This window comes from Mesorhizobium marinum, assembly GCF_040813675.1.
Taxonomy (GTDB): Bacteria; Pseudomonadota; Alphaproteobacteria; order Rhizobiales; family Rhizobiaceae; genus Mesorhizobium_K; species Mesorhizobium_K marinum.
Window position 1 is genome coordinate 173297 of sequence record NZ_JBFOCI010000004.1, and the last position, 17817, is coordinate 191113.

General features: G+C 65.6%; 20 protein-coding genes. 10 read left to right on the top strand and 10 right to left on the bottom strand.

Going from position 1 to position 17817, the window contains the following annotated elements:
* Positions 1 to 3 precede the first annotated feature (3 nt).
* Positions 4 to 573, bottom strand: coding sequence for a hypothetical protein (locus ABUE31_RS14535; RefSeq protein ID WP_367724368.1), 570 nt, complete (start codon positions 571 to 573; stop codon positions 4 to 6).
* A gap of 208 nt (positions 574 to 781) precedes the next feature.
* Between ABUE31_RS14535 and lepA the strand changes: the two genes are divergently transcribed.
* The gene (gene lepA / locus ABUE31_RS14540; RefSeq protein WP_367724369.1) at positions 782 to 2593 is read left to right on the top strand and encodes a translation elongation factor 4; all 1812 of its coding nucleotides are present in this window, start codon (positions 782 to 784) and stop codon (positions 2591 to 2593) included.
* 155 nt (positions 2594 to 2748) lie between these two features.
* Here lepA and ABUE31_RS14545 read toward each other — a convergent pair whose 3' ends face one another.
* From ABUE31_RS14545 to ABUE31_RS14555, 3 genes are all read right to left on the bottom strand, one after another.
* Positions 2749 to 3828, bottom strand: a complete 1080-nt coding sequence (locus ABUE31_RS14545; protein WP_367724370.1) for a DUF4917 family protein — start codon at positions 3826 to 3828, stop codon at positions 2749 to 2751.
* A gap of 163 nt (positions 3829 to 3991) precedes the next feature.
* Complete coding sequence (locus tag ABUE31_RS14550) at positions 3992 to 4705, bottom strand: hypothetical protein (RefSeq protein ID WP_367724371.1); 714 nt, start codon at positions 4703 to 4705, stop codon at positions 3992 to 3994.
* 13 nt (positions 4706 to 4718) lie between these two features.
* Positions 4719 to 5225, bottom strand: a complete 507-nt coding sequence (locus ABUE31_RS14555) for a Panacea domain-containing protein (protein ID WP_367724372.1) — start codon at positions 5223 to 5225, stop codon at positions 4719 to 4721.
* A 297-nt stretch (positions 5226 to 5522) separates the two neighbouring features.
* Here ABUE31_RS14555 and ABUE31_RS14560 point away from each other — a divergent pair, with 297 nt between their 5' ends.
* Entirely contained in the window at positions 5523 to 6332 is an 810-nt protein-coding gene (locus ABUE31_RS14560; protein ID WP_367724373.1) for a hypothetical protein, read from the top strand.
* A 166-nt stretch (positions 6333 to 6498) separates the two neighbouring features.
* Positions 6499 to 8571: a hydantoinase/oxoprolinase N-terminal domain-containing protein gene (locus ABUE31_RS14565; protein WP_367724374.1), complete on the top strand. Its 2073-nt coding sequence runs from the start codon at positions 6499 to 6501 to the stop codon at positions 8569 to 8571.
* A 73-nt stretch (positions 8572 to 8644) separates the two neighbouring features.
* Here ABUE31_RS14565 and ABUE31_RS14570 read toward each other — a convergent pair whose 3' ends face one another.
* A complete protein-coding gene (locus ABUE31_RS14570) occupies positions 8645 to 9637 on the bottom strand; it encodes an adenosine kinase (RefSeq protein WP_367724375.1) in 993 nt (330 codons plus the stop codon).
* Positions 9638 to 9839: 202 nt separating this feature from the next.
* Between ABUE31_RS14570 and ABUE31_RS14575 the strand changes: the two genes are divergently transcribed.
* Positions 9840 to 10568: a sulfate transporter family protein gene (locus tag ABUE31_RS14575; protein WP_367724376.1), complete on the top strand. Its 729-nt coding sequence runs from the start codon at positions 9840 to 9842 to the stop codon at positions 10566 to 10568.
* On the opposite strand, the gene ABUE31_RS14580 is transcribed toward ABUE31_RS14575, so the two are convergent.
* From ABUE31_RS14580 to ABUE31_RS14590, 3 genes are all read right to left on the bottom strand, one after another.
* Entirely contained in the window at positions 10546 to 11358 is an 813-nt protein-coding gene (locus ABUE31_RS14580) for an isocitrate lyase/PEP mutase family protein (RefSeq protein WP_367724377.1), read from the bottom strand. The genes ABUE31_RS14575 and ABUE31_RS14580 overlap by 23 nt on opposite strands.
* Before the next feature lie 99 nt (positions 11359 to 11457).
* Positions 11458 to 11931 carry a dUTP diphosphatase gene (dut, locus tag ABUE31_RS14585; RefSeq protein ID WP_367724378.1) on the bottom strand — a complete coding sequence of 158 codons (474 nt, stop codon included), beginning with the start codon at positions 11929 to 11931 and terminating at the stop codon, positions 11458 to 11460.
* A gap of 88 nt (positions 11932 to 12019) precedes the next feature.
* A complete protein-coding gene (locus ABUE31_RS14590; RefSeq protein WP_367724379.1) occupies positions 12020 to 12490 on the bottom strand; it encodes an Lrp/AsnC family transcriptional regulator in 471 nt (156 codons plus the stop codon).
* A 104-nt stretch (positions 12491 to 12594) separates the two neighbouring features.
* Here ABUE31_RS14590 and ABUE31_RS14595 point away from each other — a divergent pair, with 104 nt between their 5' ends.
* Entirely contained in the window at positions 12595 to 12837 is a 243-nt protein-coding gene (locus ABUE31_RS14595; protein WP_367724380.1) for a DUF6356 family protein, read from the top strand.
* Here ABUE31_RS14595 and ABUE31_RS14600 read toward each other — a convergent pair.
* Both ABUE31_RS14600 and ABUE31_RS14605 read right to left on the bottom strand, forming a co-directional pair.
* Positions 12834 to 13202, bottom strand: coding sequence for a DUF5615 family PIN-like protein (locus tag ABUE31_RS14600; RefSeq protein ID WP_367724381.1), 369 nt, complete (start codon positions 13200 to 13202; stop codon positions 12834 to 12836). The two genes, ABUE31_RS14595 and ABUE31_RS14600, sit on opposite strands and share 4 nt — an antisense overlap.
* Positions 13203 to 13463, bottom strand: a complete 261-nt coding sequence (locus ABUE31_RS14605; protein ID WP_437344128.1) for a DUF433 domain-containing protein — start codon at positions 13461 to 13463, stop codon at positions 13203 to 13205.
* Between the two features lie 76 nt (positions 13464 to 13539).
* Here ABUE31_RS14605 and ABUE31_RS14610 point away from each other — a divergent pair, with 76 nt between their 5' ends.
* The 5 genes from ABUE31_RS14610 (at position 13540) to ABUE31_RS14630 (ending at position 17817) form a co-directional block, all read left to right on the top strand.
* Positions 13540 to 14652, top strand: coding sequence for a DNA alkylation repair protein (locus tag ABUE31_RS14610; RefSeq protein ID WP_367724382.1), 1113 nt, complete (start codon positions 13540 to 13542; stop codon positions 14650 to 14652).
* A 112-nt stretch (positions 14653 to 14764) separates the two neighbouring features.
* Complete coding sequence (locus ABUE31_RS14615; RefSeq protein WP_367724383.1) at positions 14765 to 15100, top strand: ArsR/SmtB family transcription factor; 336 nt, start codon at positions 14765 to 14767, stop codon at positions 15098 to 15100.
* Complete coding sequence (locus tag ABUE31_RS14620; RefSeq protein WP_367724385.1) at positions 15097 to 15558, top strand: SRPBCC family protein; 462 nt, start codon at positions 15097 to 15099, stop codon at positions 15556 to 15558. The genes ABUE31_RS14615 and ABUE31_RS14620 overlap by 4 nt, the downstream gene beginning before the upstream one ends.
* The gene (locus tag ABUE31_RS14625; protein ID WP_367724387.1) at positions 15555 to 16142 is read left to right on the top strand and encodes a glutathione S-transferase N-terminal domain-containing protein; all 588 of its coding nucleotides are present in this window, start codon (positions 15555 to 15557) and stop codon (positions 16140 to 16142) included. The genes ABUE31_RS14620 and ABUE31_RS14625 overlap by 4 nt, the downstream gene beginning before the upstream one ends.
* 82 nt (positions 16143 to 16224) lie before the next feature.
* A complete protein-coding gene (locus ABUE31_RS14630; protein WP_367724388.1) occupies positions 16225 to 17817 on the top strand; it encodes a peptide chain release factor 3 in 1593 nt (530 codons plus the stop codon).

Here is a 17817-nt window from a genome sequence, read left to right on the forward strand (position 1 = left end):
GGCCTAGCCCTGCACCGGCCCCGGCTTCACGCCGCCCTGCACGCCCGGCTGCGGCGCGGTCGTCGTGTCGCCGAAACCCTGCGCGTTCGCGGTGCGGACCCGCAGCAAATGCGGCTCGATCAGTAGCGGCCTCAGGCCGACCAGGTTGCCGGCGTCGTCGAAGACGATATCGTAGACTTGGAAGCGGTCCTTGATGCCGCCGGGCGTCGCCGCCTGGCCGCGCCCGGAGAAGCCCTCGGGAACCTTCTCGGCCAGCACCTTGAGCAAGTCGATGAAGGCGGTGCTATCCATGTTGGCGTTGACGCTGGTCAGGACGCCGTTGGTCATCGCCGCCTGGAAGTGGTTCTTCGCCAGGAAGGCGCCGAATCGCAGCGCGTAGGCGCGGTTGTAGTTCGGCACCATCTGGACTGTGACGTTCTCCCCGCTCACCACCAGGAGCGGCTTGACGTCGTAGATACGTATGCCGCCCGTCTGCTCGCCGGGCCTGACCGGCTGCGCCGTCACGTAGGCGCAGCCCCCCGCCGGCATCGCCAGCGCGACAAGCAGCGCGGCCAGTCCCGCGATCCTCCGCATGACATCCCCCCGAGCGCCGCCGCATCGTCCTTGTCTGGCGGTCGCGCGATGGTGGTACGGCGCTTGGCGATTGTCAACTTATGATTGTATCTTTAGGAGATGCAATCCTTGATTGCTATTCCACCTGCCGCCCCCTCGCGCCTCCCGCCGCCCGGCCTTGCGCGGCTTGTCTTGCCGCTTTCCCGCCGCCCTGCTAAAGCGCCGGCCCATGACCACGCCCATTTCCCGCATCCGCAACTTCTCGATCGTCGCCCATATCGACCATGGCAAGTCGACGCTCGCCGACCGGCTGATCCAGCTCACCGGCGGGCTCGACGCGCGCGAGATGGCGGGCAAGGAGCAGGTGCTCGACAACATGGACATCGAGCGCGAGCGCGGCATCACCATCAAGGCGCAGACCGTGCGCCTGAACTACCACGCCGCCGACGGCCAGGATTACGTGCTGAACCTGATCGACACGCCCGGCCATGTCGACTTCGCCTACGAGGTGTCGCGCTCGCTGTCGGCCTGCGAGGGCTCGCTGCTGGTCGTCGACGCCTCGCAGGGCGTCGAGGCGCAGACGCTGGCCAACGTCTACCAGGCGATCGACAACAACCACGAGATCGTCGTCGTCCTCAACAAGGTCGACCTGCCGGCGGCCGAGCCCGAGCGCATCAAGGAGCAGGTCGAGGAGGTGATCGGCATCGACGCCAGCCAGGCGGTGATGATCTCGGCCAAGACGGGCCTCGGCGTGCCCGACGTGCTGGAGGCCATCGTCAAGCAGCTGCCGCCGCCGCGCGAGGGCGACGCGGCCCAGCCGCTGAAGGCGATGCTGGTCGATTCGTGGTACGACGCCTATCTCGGCGTCATCGTCCTGGTGCGCGTCATCGACGGCGTGCTCCGGAAGGGCCAGACCATCCGCATGATGGGCACCGGCGCGAAATACCCGGTCGAGCGCACCGGCTTCTTCACGCCCAAGATGGTGCAGGCCGAGGAGATCGGCCCCGGCGAGTTCGGCTTCATCACGGCGTCCATCAAGGAAGTCGCCGACACCCGCGTCGGCGACACCATCACCGAGGACCGCCGCCCGACCGCGCAGGCGCTGCCCGGCTTCAAGCCGGCCCAGCCGGTCGTCTTCTGCGGCATCTTCCCGGTCGACGCCGCCGACTTCGAGGACCTGCGCGCCGCGGTCGGCAAGCTGCGCCTCAACGACGCCAGCTTCTCCTACGAGATGGAGACGTCGGCAGCACTCGGCTTCGGCTACCGCTGCGGCTTCCTCGGCCTGCTGCACCTCGAAATCATCCAGGAGCGTCTCGAGCGCGAGTTCGACCTCGACCTCATCGCCACCGCGCCCTCGGTCGTCTACCGCATGAACCTCATCGACGGCACGCAGAAGGAGCTGCACAACCCGGCCGACATGCCCGAGGTGATGAAGATCGCCTCGATCGAGGAACCGTGGATCCGCGCCACCATCCTGACGCCCGACGACTATCTCGGCGGCATCCTGAAGCTCTGCCAGGACCGGCGCGGCATCCAGGCCGACCTCTCCTATGTGGGCAAGCGCGCCATGCTGGTCTACGACCTGCCGCTCAACGAGGTCGTGTTCGACTTCTACGACCGGCTGAAGTCGATCTCCAAGGGCTACGCCTCCTTCGACTACCACATCACCGGCTACCGCGAGGGCGACCTGGTGAAGATGTCGATCCTGGTCAACGACGAGCCGGTCGACGCACTCTCCATGCTGGTGCACCGCCAGGCCGCCGAGAAGCGCGGCCGCGTCATGGTCGAGAAGCTGAAGGAGCTGATCCCGCAGCATATGTTCAAGATCCCGATCCAGGCGGCGATCGGCGGCAAGATCATCGCGCGCGAAACCATCTCGGCGCTGAGGAAGGACGTCACGGCGAAATGCTACGGCGGCGACGTCACGCGCAAGCGCAAGCTTCTGGAAAAGCAGAAGGAAGGCAAGAAGCGCATGCGCCAGTTCGGCAAGGTGGACATCCCGCAGGAAGCGTTCATCCAGGCGCTGAAGATGGGGGATTGAGGCTGGCCTCTTGGCTCGTCATCCTAGGGCAAGCGCAGCGCGACCCTAGGATCCATGCCGTGACACAGGCGAATTCGTCATGACGCAAGGCTTCGAAAGGGTGGGAGCTGCCGGAGGCAGCGGGGACCACCTCACTGGCACCACAAAGTGTCCGACTATCCCCAGACCTCCGCAGAAGCCGCGTCAAAATAATCTACTTTCAATGCGGGACCTTTCGGTCGCAACCCGACGATTTTATCAACATTGTTGCGGATTAACTGGTTCGCGTTGCTGTCAGGATCGCCATAAAGACTGACAAACAGATGAACGATCTTCCCCTGTCCAATCAGGTTAAGGACATGAGCGTCATTCTTCGCGAATGAATGACCGTAGACAAAGAGCGCGGTGCCATCCTTTGAGTTTGTCTGGCACACACCCGCAAAGCTCTTAAAATTGTGGTGCAGATACGCACTGTGCTGGATTTTCGTTAGCTTGCTCTTGCTGTCACCCTCTGCCACGAAAACGGGGAACAGGTTTTTCTTAAGCGCTTCATTCGCTTGATCTACTAAAGCTTTCCCTGTGTTTACCCAAGTGTATTTTTGAAGCTGATGACCGGCATCAAAAAGATGAAGTGCACCGTGCAAATAGTGGATGTTCTGGCCATGCGCGGCTCTTTCACCCTGCCATTCGACATAAGGCGCGTCATAGTCCTCTTGATCCTTACGGAAACCGTCATCATGAATCAGCGCAATTCGTGCCAACTCGTCTTCTTCCTCATGCATCAACGCCCAATAAAGTAGAAGATCGTAGTTCATCGTATAGATTTTTCCATTTTCGTTTTCTCCAACAAATTTGGAAAGAAATATGCGACACGAAATATATCGCTCATCCGCAATCTCATTCGGCCGCGCTGGATGACGTCCTGCAACCGCTTGAATGAGATCCGTCTTGAGCTTTTCGGCATCGGCCAGAAGTAGATTCTTTGTCGCAAGGAGCTTCGGCCGATACACTCCAACGATCGCGGCGGCTTTCTGAAGCGCGCGAATAACCTCTTCAAAATCTTGTGTACCCATGGCGGTAAATATTCCCGCCAATTCTACAGACATCGTCCTTTTCGCCTCTTCAAAAAGAGAGCCGTAAGCGAAAATATCTGGCCTACAGGCGATGCTGAAACCGTTGCCTAGCAGAAGGTGCTTCTTGCCGTAATTTTTGGCTTTTGCGATCGCCTCAGCAAAGTCTAGAATTTCTATAGGCATTATTGCCTCTCAGCAAATAGAAACATCGAATTAATACTGATACAGGGCTATCGACGGCTCTCTCGGCCAGTGAGCCACATCGCAGTTTTGGACCATGACGGCCGAAACGTCCGTTGCGCGTCTATATGGCTCGCGCTGTGGCGTCACTCAACCAAGATTGAATTTACCAGAATGACGGTTGGCTTGGATCAGAGCTATCCCTCTCATCTTCGCCACTGGATTTCGGCTGCTTTGCTAGTTCCGCCTGCGCTAGGAAATAGCCCTCGGCAAAAATTTCAAGCATGGCCCGCTTGGCAATGTCGTCAAGGCGTGGAACATCCCGGGCATCAACGATCTTTAGCGTCCGCGCGCCCTTGCTAGACGAACAACTGAAATCCAAAATTTCAAAGCGTGCGCTTTCCAAGTCAGGGTCCTGTAGCAACACATCTTCGACAAGCGTCACGAAAAGCGAAAGTCTTTCCTTCGCGATCGGATTTCTACGCCAAAAGCTAAACCAAGGAAAATAGAGCTGACCGCCGACCCCATAAATCATTGGTGCTTCAAACGGGATCATCAGTCCGCGACCTACAGGATAGTACCGCCTCCCTACGATCTGAAAAAAGTCAGGCGTGATACCTGCGAAATGATCACGGATCAGCGGAAGAACGCTCAGGAGATTGTTGCGGACTTTCTCCCGTTTTATGCGCTTAATACCTTCGACTACTTGATCGTAAGGCACCCCCAAAACCAGCAAATCGCGGATAGCTAGGTAGAGCGGATTGTATGAAAATCTCGGCGGGTCTATCGCTAACTTCACGAGAACTTTGGCAATGACCGCAGGATCGTAGCGCCAGTTGCGCGCTAGATGCTGAAGGGAAGGCACTCGCAGTTCAGTCATGGGGGGCGGACCACTATTGGAGTGAAAATGGACGCAGTGCTCTTGAGTAGAACTCGACGATCTTCGCATCATCGATTTTCATGCCTGGGTTCACTGCCCCCCCGTGATTCCAGACTCGATACCACGGGCCTCCCTCCGCGTGGCTCAAATCGACAAGGTCCCCGGCACGCAACCGGCTATAAAAATTAACGATCTCCCTTAGTAGCGAGTCGGTTTCAGAATCAAAATTATACGCAACTATGCGTTGATTGCCATCCATAGGATCAATCTGAGTAGCTCTACCCACAATTGGCAGTCGATCGTAGTTTTTGAATTCTCGGTATAAATACGGAAGCACGGGACCGTACTCCCAAGCTTCGAATTTGTGCCTAATGAGCGGCCGCCTTAGCTCAATGAGTGACCAAACATGGCAAAAGTAAACTATCTTCTGTAGAGCAAGATTGGTTACAGGCCGACCTCTGCTATGACAGAAATCCAGCACGTAGTTGGCAATCGCGCGTCCGTCGTATGGTTGGCTCATAGATCTTTTTGTTCCAGTTATGTTCTATCTGTTCGGAACTCGGTTGGCAACCTGCGTAGAGCGGTAGATTTTCCAACCTACAGGACTCCCGCACCCAGCGGCGCAGAAAAGGGGCTCTTTCTGCACCGTCTCAAACATGTTCGATGTCACGGAATGGATCCCAGGGTCTGCGCCTTCGCTGCGCTCTGCTCCGCCCTGGGATGACGAAAGAGGGTGCGCCCCAAAAAAAAATCGCCCCCATCTTATCCACCCCCCCAAAACCCGAGCGAGAATCCCGCCGCGTGAAAGGAGGCGGCGATGGACTGGAACCTGGCGATCGAGCGGAACACCACGGCGCTGAAGCGCGTCGCCGCCATGCTCTGCGCCATGGCGGGGCTCGACGGTCTTTCCTCTCCCCTTGCGGGAGAGGATGGTTCGGCCCGGCGAGGCGAAGCCGAGCAGTCGGCCGAACCTGGTGAGGGGTGTATTCCCCCGCCGCTCGTCCTGCCGCGCCATCTCCACCGCGCCATCCTGCGGCTGCTCAGGCCCGCCGAATCCGCCGTGCGCCGGCTCATCATCGTTCTCGCGCGCGGGCTCGTCGTGACGCTTGCGCCGCCGCGCGGGACAAGACCCGGCCCGGCGCACACCGCCATCCCGCCACGCGCCCCCGCGTCCCCCTCCCCCCTGTGTGGAGGGGTAAGGGGTGGGGGCACCCTGCCGCTGCTCGATCCGCTCAAGCGATCCTTCCGCCCGCTTCGCCCGGCCGCCACCGCCGTTCCCCGCATCTCGCTGCCGGGCGTCACCCAGCCGTTCCCGCTCGCGCCCCGCACCCCGCCGGCGCCCGGAGACCTGCTGGACGCCACCCGCCTGGCGCTCCGCCTCCAGGCGGTCGCCGCAGCGCTCGACGACCTGCCCGCGCAGGCCCGGCGCTTCGCCCGCTGGCGCGCGTTTCGCACGCAGGAAAAAGACGCCGCGCCGGCCAAAAAGGCCCGCCGGGCCTGGCCGCTGCGTCCGGGCCGGCCGCCCGGCCAGCGCCCGAAACGGCTGCGCGGCCATGCCGTCCACGACATCCTGAGCGACCTGCACGGCCTCGCCTTCGACGCGCTGGAGCGGCCCGACACGTCATGAGACGCTTTCGCAGCGCAGCCGGCGACCCTGAAAGCGCGGCCGCTCGCCGGCCGCGCGCGCCCTGGCGCGCCCTGCCGGCCGGCGTGGCCCCATGCTCCGCCCCCGCCCGCCCTTCCCCCGCCCCCCGCAATCCTCTATGCCCTCAGCGACCAACCGACCGCGCCCGATGACCCAGCCCCCCGCCTCCGCCCCCTTTCCCGGCCCCCTCTTCCTCGGCCCCCTGTTCCTGGGTATCGACACCGGCGGCACCTACACCGACGCGGTGCTGTGGGCCGAGGGTTCCGCCGCCGCGCCCGGCCAGACGGGCGGCGCCGTCGTCGCCAAGGCCAAGGCGCTGACCACCCGCCACGACCTCGCCGTCGGCATTTCCGGCGCGGTGGACCGGGTGCTGGCCGAGGCGAAGGTCGATCCATCCGCGATCAAGCTCGCCTCGATGTCGACCACGCTCGCCACCAACGCGCTGGTCGAGGGCCAGGGCGGGCGCGCCGCGCTGGTGATGATCGGCTTTTCCGAGGCCGACCTCGCCCGCGACGGGCTGAAGGCGGCGCTCGGCTCCGACCCCGTGCTGTTCTGCCCGGGCGGCCACGACGTGCACGGCCGCGCCCACGAGCTCGACCTCTCGGCGCTGGAGGCAGCCCTGCCGGAACTCGCGGCCTCCGTCTCCGGCTTCGCGGTCTGCGCCTATTTCGCGACGCGCAACCCCGAGCACGAGATCGCGGCGCGCGCCATGATCCGCCAGGTGACCGGCCTGCCCGTCACCGCCAGCCACGAGCTGTCGTCAAAACTCGGCGGCCCGCGCCGCGCGCTCACCACGCTGCTCAACGCGCGGCTGATCTCGATGATCGACCGCCTGGTCGCCGCCACCGAGGGCTTTTTCGCCGCGCGCGGCATCGCCTGCCCGCTGATGGTGGTGCGCGGCGACGGCGCGCTGGTGTCGGCGGCGTTTGCCCGCCAGCGGCCGATCGAGACGATCCTTTCCGGCCCCGCCGCCAGCCTGGTCGGCGCGCGCCACCTGACCGGGCTCGACGACGCCGTGGTCTCCGACATCGGCGGCACCACGACCGACGTCGCCGTGCTCGACCGGGGCCGCCCGCGCCTCGACCCCGAGGGCGCCAGCGTCGGCGGCTGGCGCACCATGGTGGAGGCGGTCGCCATGCGCACCTTCGGCCTCGGCGGCGATTCCGAAGTGGCGACCGAGGCCGGCGCGCTCGACCCGAAGATCCTGCTCGGGCCGCGCCGGCTGCTGCCGCTGTCGCTGGCGGCCATGGCGCATGGCGATGTCGTCGCGGCCGAGATGGAGCGGCAGCTGCGCGCGCCCAATCCGGGCCGGCTCGACGGCCGCTTCGCGGTGCGCACCGGCGTGCCCGAGCGGCTGGCCGCCGGCCTCAGCGGCCCCGAGGCGAAACTCTACGCGGCGGTCGGCGATGCGCCGCTGCCGCTCGACGCGCTGCTCTCCACCACGGCGCAGCTCGCCACGCTGAACCGGCTGGTGTCGCGCGGCCTCGTCCATGTCGCCGGCTTCACGCCGTCGGACGCGGCGCATGTGCTCGGCCGGCAGTCCAACTGGGACGCCGCCGCCGCAAAGCTCGGCGCGGCGCTGTTCGCGCGCCGGCGCGACGGGCGCGGCCAGCCGCTGGCGGCCTCGCCTGAGGCGCTGTCGGAACGCGTGCTCGCGGCGCTAGCGCGGCAGTCGGCCGAGGTCATCCTGGAGACCGCCTTTGCCGAGGACGGGCTCGACGGCGCCGGCACGGTGGCGCATGCGCTCGTCCAGCGCGCCGTCGACGGCCATCACGGCATCGCCCGGCTCACCGTCGCGCTCGACCGCCCGGTGATCGGGCTCGGCGCGTCGGCCGGCCTGCACTACGCCGGGCTGCCGGCCCTGGTCGGCAACGATTGCGTGGTGCCCGCCGACGCCGACGTGGCGAATGCGCTGGGCGCCGTCGTCGGCCAGGTCCGGGTGTCGGCCGAGGCGACCGTCAGCCAGCCGGCCGAGGGCATTTTCCGGGTGTCGGCCGGCGACGACGCGCCGCGCGATTTTTCCGGCGAGGAGCAGGCGCTGGCCGAGGCCGAGGCGCGCATCCGCGCCATCGTCGCCGCGCGCGCGCTCGAGGCCGGCGCCGCCGACGCCGAGACGGAGGTGTCGCGCGACGTGCGGGCGAGCGTCGTCGAGGACCGCCGCATGTTCATCGAGGCGCGGCTCGTCGCCACCGCGTCCGGCCGGCCGAGGATCGCGACATGAGCGCGCGCGACCGCGCCCGTTCCCTTCGCGGGAGAAGTGACCGGCCGGGCCGGCCGCCGGGCGTCGGGCGCGGCTACAAGAGGCCGGCCGCCTGGGCTTCCTGGCGCAGGTTCTGGCGCGGGCGCGGGCCGATCTGCTGGATCACCAGGCCGGCGGCCAGCGAGCCGAGGTCGCCGCAGCGCTTGAGGTCGAGGCCGGCGGTGTAGCCGTAGAGGAAGCCGGCGGCGTAGAGGTCGCCGGCGCCGGTGGTGTCGACCAGTTCGTTGATCGGCATCGCTTCGATCCACACCGTCTCGTCGCCCCGTACAATGACCGAGCCCTTCTCCGAGCGGGTCACGGCGGCGATCCGGCAGTCCCTGCGGGTCGCCTCCAGCGCCGCCTCGAAGGACGAGGTCTGGTAGAGCGACTTGATCTCGTGGTCGTTGGCGAAGACGATGTCGACGGTGCCCGAGCGCATCAGCTCGAGGAACTCGTCGCGGTAGCGGTCCACGCAAAAGCTGTCGGACAGCGTCATCGACACTTCGCGGCCGGCCCGGTGGGCATGGTCGGCGGCCAGGCGGATCGCCTCCTTGGCGCGCGGCGGGTCCCAGAGGTAGCCCTCGAAATAGGTGACCCTGGCGCCCGTGGCCTTGTCGGCCTCGACGTCCTCCGGCCCGAGCTCCACGCAGGCGCCGAGATAGGTGTTCATCGAGCGCTCGCCGTCCGGCGTGACGAAGATCATCGAGCGCGCGGTCGGCGGCTGGCCCTCGAGCGGCCTGGTGTCGAAGGCGACGCCCTGCGCGTGGATGTCATGGGCGTAGATGCGGCCGAGCTCGTCGTTGGCGACCTTGCCGAAGAAGGCGGCGCGCCCGCCCAGGCTGGCGATGCCGGCGGCCGTGTTGCCGGCGCAGCCGCCCGACGCCTCGGTCGCCGGCCCCATGCGGCTGTAGAGCAGGCTGGCGCGCTCGGCGTCGATCAGGTTCATCGCGCCCTTGATGATGCCGTTCTCGGCAAGGAAGGCGTCGTCGCACTGCGCGATGATGTCGACAATGGCGTTGCCGATGCAAAGAACGTCGTACTGGCTCATCAAGGTCTCCGTGCCACGCCGCTGTCGCGTCCCGTCCGGCTTCCACACCCGAAGTCGCCCGCGGCCCGCGGGCGGCGCGCCGTTGTCGCATGCGCGCCGCGCGCCGGTCTAGCCGCTGACGCCCGATTTGCAAGCCGGGCGGCGCGATTCTTGTCGCAGCCGACCGCATCGCCTATCTGCGGGCTGAACCGGAACCCGAACGATGATCCTCGACGCCGCCCGCGACGCCGCCCGCCAGCTCTTCTCGCCCGAGTTCCGATCGGTCTTCTTCAAGACGCTCGGCCTGACGCTGCTTGCGCTGGCGGCCTTCTGGCTGGGGCTCAAGGAACTCTTCGACTGGCTGGCGCTGCCGTGGATCGACGCGCTGCTGCCGGGCTTTCCGGCATGGGCCGGATGGTTGAGCTTCATCGCGGCCCTGGTCGCCGGCATCGGACTGGCGATCGGCGTCGCCCTGCTGATCGCGCCGGTGACCGCGATCGTCGCCGGTCTCTTCCTCGACGACATTGCCGAAGCGGTCGAGCGCGCCGACTATCCGTCCGACCCGCCGGGCAGGCCGGTGCCGCCGCTGCAGTCCATCGTGCTTGCGCTCAAATTCTTCGCCGTCGTGGTCGCCGGCAACCTGGTGGCGCTTTTGCTGCTGCTCGTCCCGGGCATCAATGTCGGCGCGTTCTTCCTGGTCAACGGCTACCTGCTCGGTCGCGAGTTCTTCGAGTTCGCGGCGATGCGCTTCCGGCCGGAGGCGGACGCCAAGGCGATGCGGGCGCGGCACGCGGGCACCGTGTTCCTGGCAGGGCTTGTGATCGCGGCCTTCCTCGCGGTGCCGCTGCTCAACCTGCTGACGCCGCTCTTCGCCGCCGCCATGATGGTCCACCTGCACAAGGCGATCGAAGCGGCCGAGAGGAAAGCGCCTAGCCGTCGTCCTTCTTCGTGAACAGCGCCTGCGCCCGCGCGAACGCCATGCCGGCGCGGGCGAAGCCGAAGGTGCCGTCCCTCAGCATCTCGCGCGAGGCGTTTTCGATCATGCCGTAGGCGAAGGTCGTCAGCTTCGAGCCGAGGGAGATGCGGCGCGCGCCGGCCTCGGCGATCGACTTGACCGTCAGCGTCGGCACGGCCAGCACGTTGACCGGCTTCGAAAGCGAAGCACAGATCGTCCTGACCGTCTCGACGTCGGTGATGCCGGGGGCGTAGAGCACGTCGGCGCCGGCCACCTCGAAGGCCTGCAGGCGCCTGATCGTGTCGTCGACGTCGGGCCGCCCCCAAAGAAAATTCTCGGCGCGCGCCGTGAAGACGAAGTCGCGTTTCAGGGCCCGCGCCGCGTCAACCGCCGCGGTGACCCGCTCGACCGCAAGCTTGAACTCGTAGATCGGCTTGGCCGGATCGCCGGTATGGTCCTCGATGGAGCAGCCGGCGAGGCCCGCGGCCTCGGCCGCGAAGATCGTCTCGGCCGCGCTTTCGGGATTGTCGCCCTTGCCCCGCTCGAGGTCGGCCGACACCGGAAGATCGGTCGCGGCGGCGATCTCGCGGCAATGCTGGATCATGACGTCGAACTTGACGCCGCCATCCGGCAAGCCGCGGGAGAATGCGTAGCCGGCACTGGTCGTGGCGAGCGCCTTGAATCCGCAGGACGCCAGCAGCTTCGTCGTCCCTACGTCCCAGGGATTCGGCATGATGAGGGGCGCGTCGCCATAGTGGAGATCGCGGAAGATCTTTCCCTTGTCCATTTCGGCACACCAACGGAGCTGTTCGGCGCCGCGCATGCGGCCGGCGGCAACTCTAACGGCTCCGCGCCGCCACTGTAAATCGCCGAATGGCAGTATGGGTCAGGCGGTGCCGGTGGAGCCGAACCCGCCGGAGCCGCGGCCGGTCTCGCCGGCGAGGCTACGCTCCTCGATGCTCGCCTGCGCGACGGCGGCGAACACGGCCTGCGCGATGCGCATGCCGCGCGCGACTTCGAAGTCTTCGTCGCCGAGGTTGACCAGCAACACCTTGACCTCGCCGCGATAGTCGCTGTCGATCGTGCCGGGCGTGTTGAGGCAGGTGACGCCGTGCTTCAGCGCCAGGCCCGAGCGCGGCCGCACCTGCACCTCGAAGCCGGGCGGTATCTCGAACACCAGGCCGGTCGGCACCAGCGCGCGACGGCCGGGCACGATCACCAGCGGCCGGTCTTCTGGAACGGCGGCGCGCAGGTCCATGCCGGCGGCGCCCTCGGTCTCGTAGGCCGGAAGCGGCAGGCCGCCGGCGTGCGGCAGGCGAACAATGCCCAAGACGGGCGATGCGTCGGGTGTGAAGGTCATGGACCGGTCGTCCTGTGCGGGTGAACCCCCTCATCCGGCGTCATGCCGGCAAGGTCAATCGAGCGCTTGCAGCTTTCAACGACTTTCTTCAGCGCAGCTCGACGGGGACGATCGTGGTTTCCTTGATCTCCTCCATCACGAAGGACGCCGACACGTCGGACAGCGGCACCTTCGCGATCAGCCGCTGGTAGAGCCGGTCATACGCCTTCACGTCGGACACCCGCGCGCGCAGAACGTAGTCGAGGTCGCCCGACATGCGATAGACACCGGTTATTTCAGGGATCGACACGACCGCGGCGCGGAACTTCGCCAGCCAGTCCGTCTCGTGATGCGAGGTGCGCACGAGGATGAACACGGACAGGCCGAGCCCGACCTTCTCCGCGTCGACCAGCGCGACGCGTCCCGTGATGTAGCCGTCGTCCTCCAGACGCCGCATCCGCCGCCAGCACGCGTTGCGCGACAGGCTCACCCGCTCGGACAGCTGATCGACCGACAGAGTCCCGTCGCGCTGCAGCTCGGCGAGGATTTTTCGGTCAATCGTATCGATTTCCTGACCCATTCGGGATGAATGTCCCAAGAAGTTTGCAAAATCAATGACAAATTGGGACCTTTTCCCGCTGAGGCAGCGGCAACATCCGCGCAACAGAAACGGGGAACGCCGCCATGAGCATCGCCAAACTCTTCACGGAACATCCGGCCTCGGTCGACGAAAGCTATTTCGGCCACATGGCGTTCGCCGCCTGGTTCGCGTCGCGCCTTTTCATGGCCGGCGGCGCCGCGCTCGTCCATGCCGTCCTGCCCTTCCTGTTCGAGACGACCGCAAGCCGGATCGTGCGCGAACTCTACGAGCGGACGAGCAACCGCAAGGCGCACTCCGCCGGTGTCGCGGAGGAGGCAGCCGCCTAAGAAGGCCCTGGGCCAGTGGTTTCGATCCGGTCCCGCGTGATAACCATCAGAGCGCTGTCGGCGTCATCGAGAAAGATGGCAATAGCGGGGAGGTTGCGGCTTATGCTTGCCGCAATTTCCCTTGTGCTGCAGTTTCCGAGCCTAAGCCATATGGTCTTTGGCGGAGCCCCAAAAGTGAAGCTCATGTGGTGAAAATCGGCATCCTTTGACAGGATGGCATAGCCATTGTCCTTTGCGAAGTTCCAGATCCGCGCATCGGAAGCTGACCCCAGCCCGCATGACGAAACATGCTGAATCTCAATGCCGTGTGCGCCAAGGGCCAAGGCGACGCGTCGCGAAATGTTCTGATCGAGAAGCAGCCTCACCTATGCCGCGCCAAAGAGGCGGCGTTCGCGAGCGGCGGCAAAAGCAAGGCTTGCGCGGATGTCTTCGGCGTCGAGTTCCGGGAAATCGTTCAGGATTTCCTCTTCGCTCATACCAGACGCCAGGTAGTCAAGAACATCGTAAACGGCAATGCGCGTATCTCGGATGCACGGTTTTCCCGATCTGCGCGCCGGGTCGATCGTGATGCGTTCAAGCGTCTCCATTTGCTGAGAATCTGCCAAAGCGTCGATCGCGTCAAGCAAGCTACGGATTTCCCCCGTCTCCTGACAGATTTTGTCAGCGGGGCCGTGTAGCCTCGTCGAAAAGGACGAGGCATCGATGACCGATTCGACGGCGGACAAGTCGGCGGCCGCGCCGGCGCTGAAGGAGATTTTCAACCGCGAGCGCCTTCGGCATTTCGCGCTGGAGACCGCAGCCGTCTGGCCCGGCTTCGACCAGACGCGCTTCCTGGCGCTGGCAACGACGGGGCTGGACGAGCTCGGCATCATGCAGCGCATGCGCCAGACCGCCGTCAGCTTCCGCGAGACGCTGCCTGAGGATTTCCGCACGGCGCTGCCGATCCTCCTCGACCTTGCGCCCCGCATCGGGCACGGCTTCGCGGCGATCACGCTGTCGGAATTCGTGGCCCTCTACGGCCAGGAGCACGCCGACCTGTCGCTCGACGCGCTGCGGGTACTGACCCGTTTCGGTTCTTCCGAATTCGCGATCCGCCATTTCCTCGTCGCCGACTTCGCGCGGACGATCGCCGTGATGCGCGCATGGGCCGACGACGAGAACGAGCATGTGCGCCGCCTTGCCAGCGAAGGGTCGCGGCCGCGCCTGCCGTGGTCGTTCCAGTTGAGGAACCTGATCGCGGACCCTTCGCCGACCGCGCCGATCCTCGAGGCGCTGAAGGGCGATCCCAGCCTCTACGTCCGGAAATCCGTCGCCAACCACCTGAACGACATCGGCAAGGACCATCCGGACCTGCTGGTCGGGCGGCTCTCGGGCTGGGACCTTTCCGACCGGCATACCGCGTGGATCGCACGCCATGCCCTGCGGACGCTGATCAAGAAGGGCGACGCACGGGCGCTGGCCCTGATCGGCACGACCGGGAGGGCCGAGATCAGGGTGGAGCATTTTGCGGTGGAGCCGGCGAGCATAAGGCTCGGCGAACGCATCGCGACCACGGCGAAACTGACATCGACCGCGACGGCCGCCCAGCGGCTCGTCATCGACTACGCGATCCACTATCCGAAGAAGAACCGCGTCTCGAAAAAGGTGTTCAAGCTGAAGGAGGTCGAGCTGCTCCCCGGCGGGGAATGCCAGCTTTCCATCAGCCAGACCGTGAAGGACTTCACCACCCGCAAGCACAATGCCGGCATCCACCGCGTCGAGTTGATGGCCAACGGCGACGTCGTCGCGGAGAGCGGTTTCGAGCTGATCCTCTAGCGGCATTACCCGCGCCGCACGCACCGGAACCTGCTGTGATCCCCCCGGGTATTGACACTCCCTCGGCACCGGTTTACTGAACCATCAGGTTAATTAACCGATAGGTTATTAAATGCCGACGGACCCGCTCAGCATGACGCTTTCGGCTCTCGCCGACCCAACCCGCAGGGCGATCATCGCGCGGCTGGCCTCGGGAGAAGCGACGGTCTCCGAGCTGGCCGAGCCGTTCACGATGAGCATGCCCGCGATCTCCAAGCATCTGCGCGTGCTCGAACAGGCCGGCCTGATCGAGCAGGGGCGCGAGGCCCAGTTTCGGCCGCGCCGTCTTCGACCCGACAGGCTGCGCGACCTCGCCGGCTGGCTGGAGACCTATCGTCACTTCTGGGACGACAGCCTCGACCGCCTCGGCGCCTACCTGAAGGACATGCAGGAGGGAGATCCCAGATGAAGGCAGAACCGAAGAGCGACACCCCGGCCGAGTTGACCATCCGCCGCCGCTTCGCCGCCCCGCGGGCCCTTGTATTCAGGGCATGGACCGATGGCGAACACCTGCGTCGCTGGTGTTGCCCGACCGGTTTCACGATCCCCTTCTCGGAGGGCGACATCCGGCCCGGCGGGAGGTTCCGCACCTGCATGCGATCGCCCCTGGGCGAGGACCACTGGCTCGGCGGCACCTACATCGAGATCCTCCAGGACCTGAAGATCGTGTTCAGCCACGCCTGGCAGGACGCATCCGGCCAGGCGGGCCCTGAAACCACGGTTACGGTCAGACTGGCCGACAGTGACGGCGGCGGCACGCTCCTGACCCTGCACCAGGCCTTCTTTGCGACCGTGTCGTCGCGGGACGGCCACATGGAAGGATGGAACGAAACGCTCGACCAACTCGAAAGGCACCTTGCGACATGAAGCTCTACATGACCCCCGGGGCCTGCAGCCTCGCCGACCATATCGCCCTGGCGGAAGCCGGCATCGATGTGGACACTGTAACGGTCGACCTGGCGACGCGGCGGACGGAAGATGGCGACGATTTCGCGGCCATCAACCCGAAGGGCTACGTGCCGGCGCTGGTGCTGGACAGCGGCGAGGTGCTGACGGAGAACGTGGCGATCATGGACTGGGTGGCCGAGCAGGCCCCGGACCTCGTTCCCGACGGCCCGCTCGGACGACATCGCAACATGGAGATGCTGGCCTTCCTGACGACCGAGGTGCATCGGCCGTTCATGCGCTCGATGTTCTCGCCGGCCGACGCCGAGAAGCAGGCCGCGCGCGAAGCGATCGGCCAGCGGCTGGGCATGGTGGCCGACAGCCTCGGCGGCGACTACCTGTTCGGCGACCGGTTCAGCACAGCCGACGCGCTTCTCTATGTGATGGTGCGCTGGGCCCGGGGCTCGGAGTTCACCCTCCCGGAGCCGCTGCTTGCCCATGCCCGCAGAATGGAGGCGCGTCCCGCCGTCGCCGCCACGCTGAAAAAGGAGGGGCTCGCGGCCTGAGCCCCAGCCCCGCCCAATTCCGTTCGACAGAAAAGGCCGGCGTGGCTATATAGCCGGCACCCGAACGGAACCTCATTTCGACATGACCGAAACCATCAGAGAGGCGGTCGCCCGCCGCCGCACATTCGCGATCATCGCGCACCCGGACGCCGGCAAGACGACGCTGACCGAGAAGCTGCTGCTGTTCGGGGGCGCGATCCAGCTGGCCGGCGAGGTCAAGGCCAAGAAGGACAGGATCCAGACCCGCTCGGACTGGATGAAGATCGAGCGCGAGCGCGGCATCTCGGTCGTCACCTCGGTGATGACCTTCGAGTATGGCGACAACGTCTTCAACCTGCTCGACACGCCCGGCCACGAGGATTTCGCCGACGACACCTATCGCACGCTGTCTGCGGTCGACAGCGCGGTGATGGTGATCGACGCGGCCAAGGGCATCGAGCCGCGCACGCTGAAGCTGTTCGAGGTGTGCCGGCTGCGCGACATCCCGATCGTTACCTTCGTCAACAAGATGGACCGCGACGCGCGCGACACCTTCGAAATTTTGGACGAAATCGAGCAGAAGCTGGCGCTCGACACCGCGCCCATCACCTGGCCGATCGGCCAGGGCAAGACCTTTGCCGGCACCTACCATCTCACTGAGAACGCGGTGCGCCGCGGCGATGCGGAGAAGGAGCGGACGCCGGTCAACGGCCCCGATTCCAACCGCGCCGCGGGCCTGCTGCCCGACAATGACCGCCCGGCCTTCATCGAGGAACTGGACCTGGCGCGCGAGGCATGCCGGCCATTCGACCTGAAGGCGTTCCGCGAGGGCCACCTGACGCCCGTCTATTTCGGGTCGGCGCTCCGGAATTTCGGCGTGCGCGACCTGATCGAGGGGCTCGGCGACTATGCGCCCGCGCCGCGCGACCAGGAGGCCGACAGCCGCGTCGTCCACGCCACCGAACCCAAGATGACCAGCTTCGTCTTCAAGATCCAGGCGAACATGGACCCAAACCACCGCGACCGCATCGCCTTCGTGCGGGTGTGCTCGGGCACGCTGGAGCGCGGCATGAAGGCCAAGCTGGTGCGCACCGGCAAGCCGATGAGCCTTTCGGCGCCGCAGTTCTTCTTCGCCCGCTCGCGCATCACCGCCGACGAGGCCTATGCCGGCGACGTGGTCGGCATCCCCAACCACGGGACGCTGAGGATCGGCGACACGCTGACCGAGGGCGAGGACATCGTGTTCCGAGGCGTGCCCAACTTCGCGCCGGAAATCCTGCGCCGCGTCAGGCTCGGCGACGCGATGAAGGCGAAGAAGCTGAAGGAGGCGCTGCAGCAGATGGCCGAGGAGGGGGTGGTGCAGCTGTTCCAGCCCGAAGACGGCTCACCGGCCATCGTCGGCGTTGTCGGCGCGCTGCAGATCGACGTTCTCAAGGAGCGCCTCAGCGTCGAATACACGCTGCCGGTCGACTTCGAGATGTCGCGCTTTTCGGTGTGCCGCTGGATTTCCGCCGACGACAAGCTCGAGGTGGAGCGGTTCATCGACGCGCATCGCGGCGACATCGCCCGCGACCTCGACGGCGACCCGGTGTTCCTGGCGCCGCACGAGTTCGGGCTGAACTACGAAGTCGAGCGCTGGAGCGCGATCCGCTTCGCATCCATCAAGGACTACCAGATCCGCGACCGGGCGGCCTGA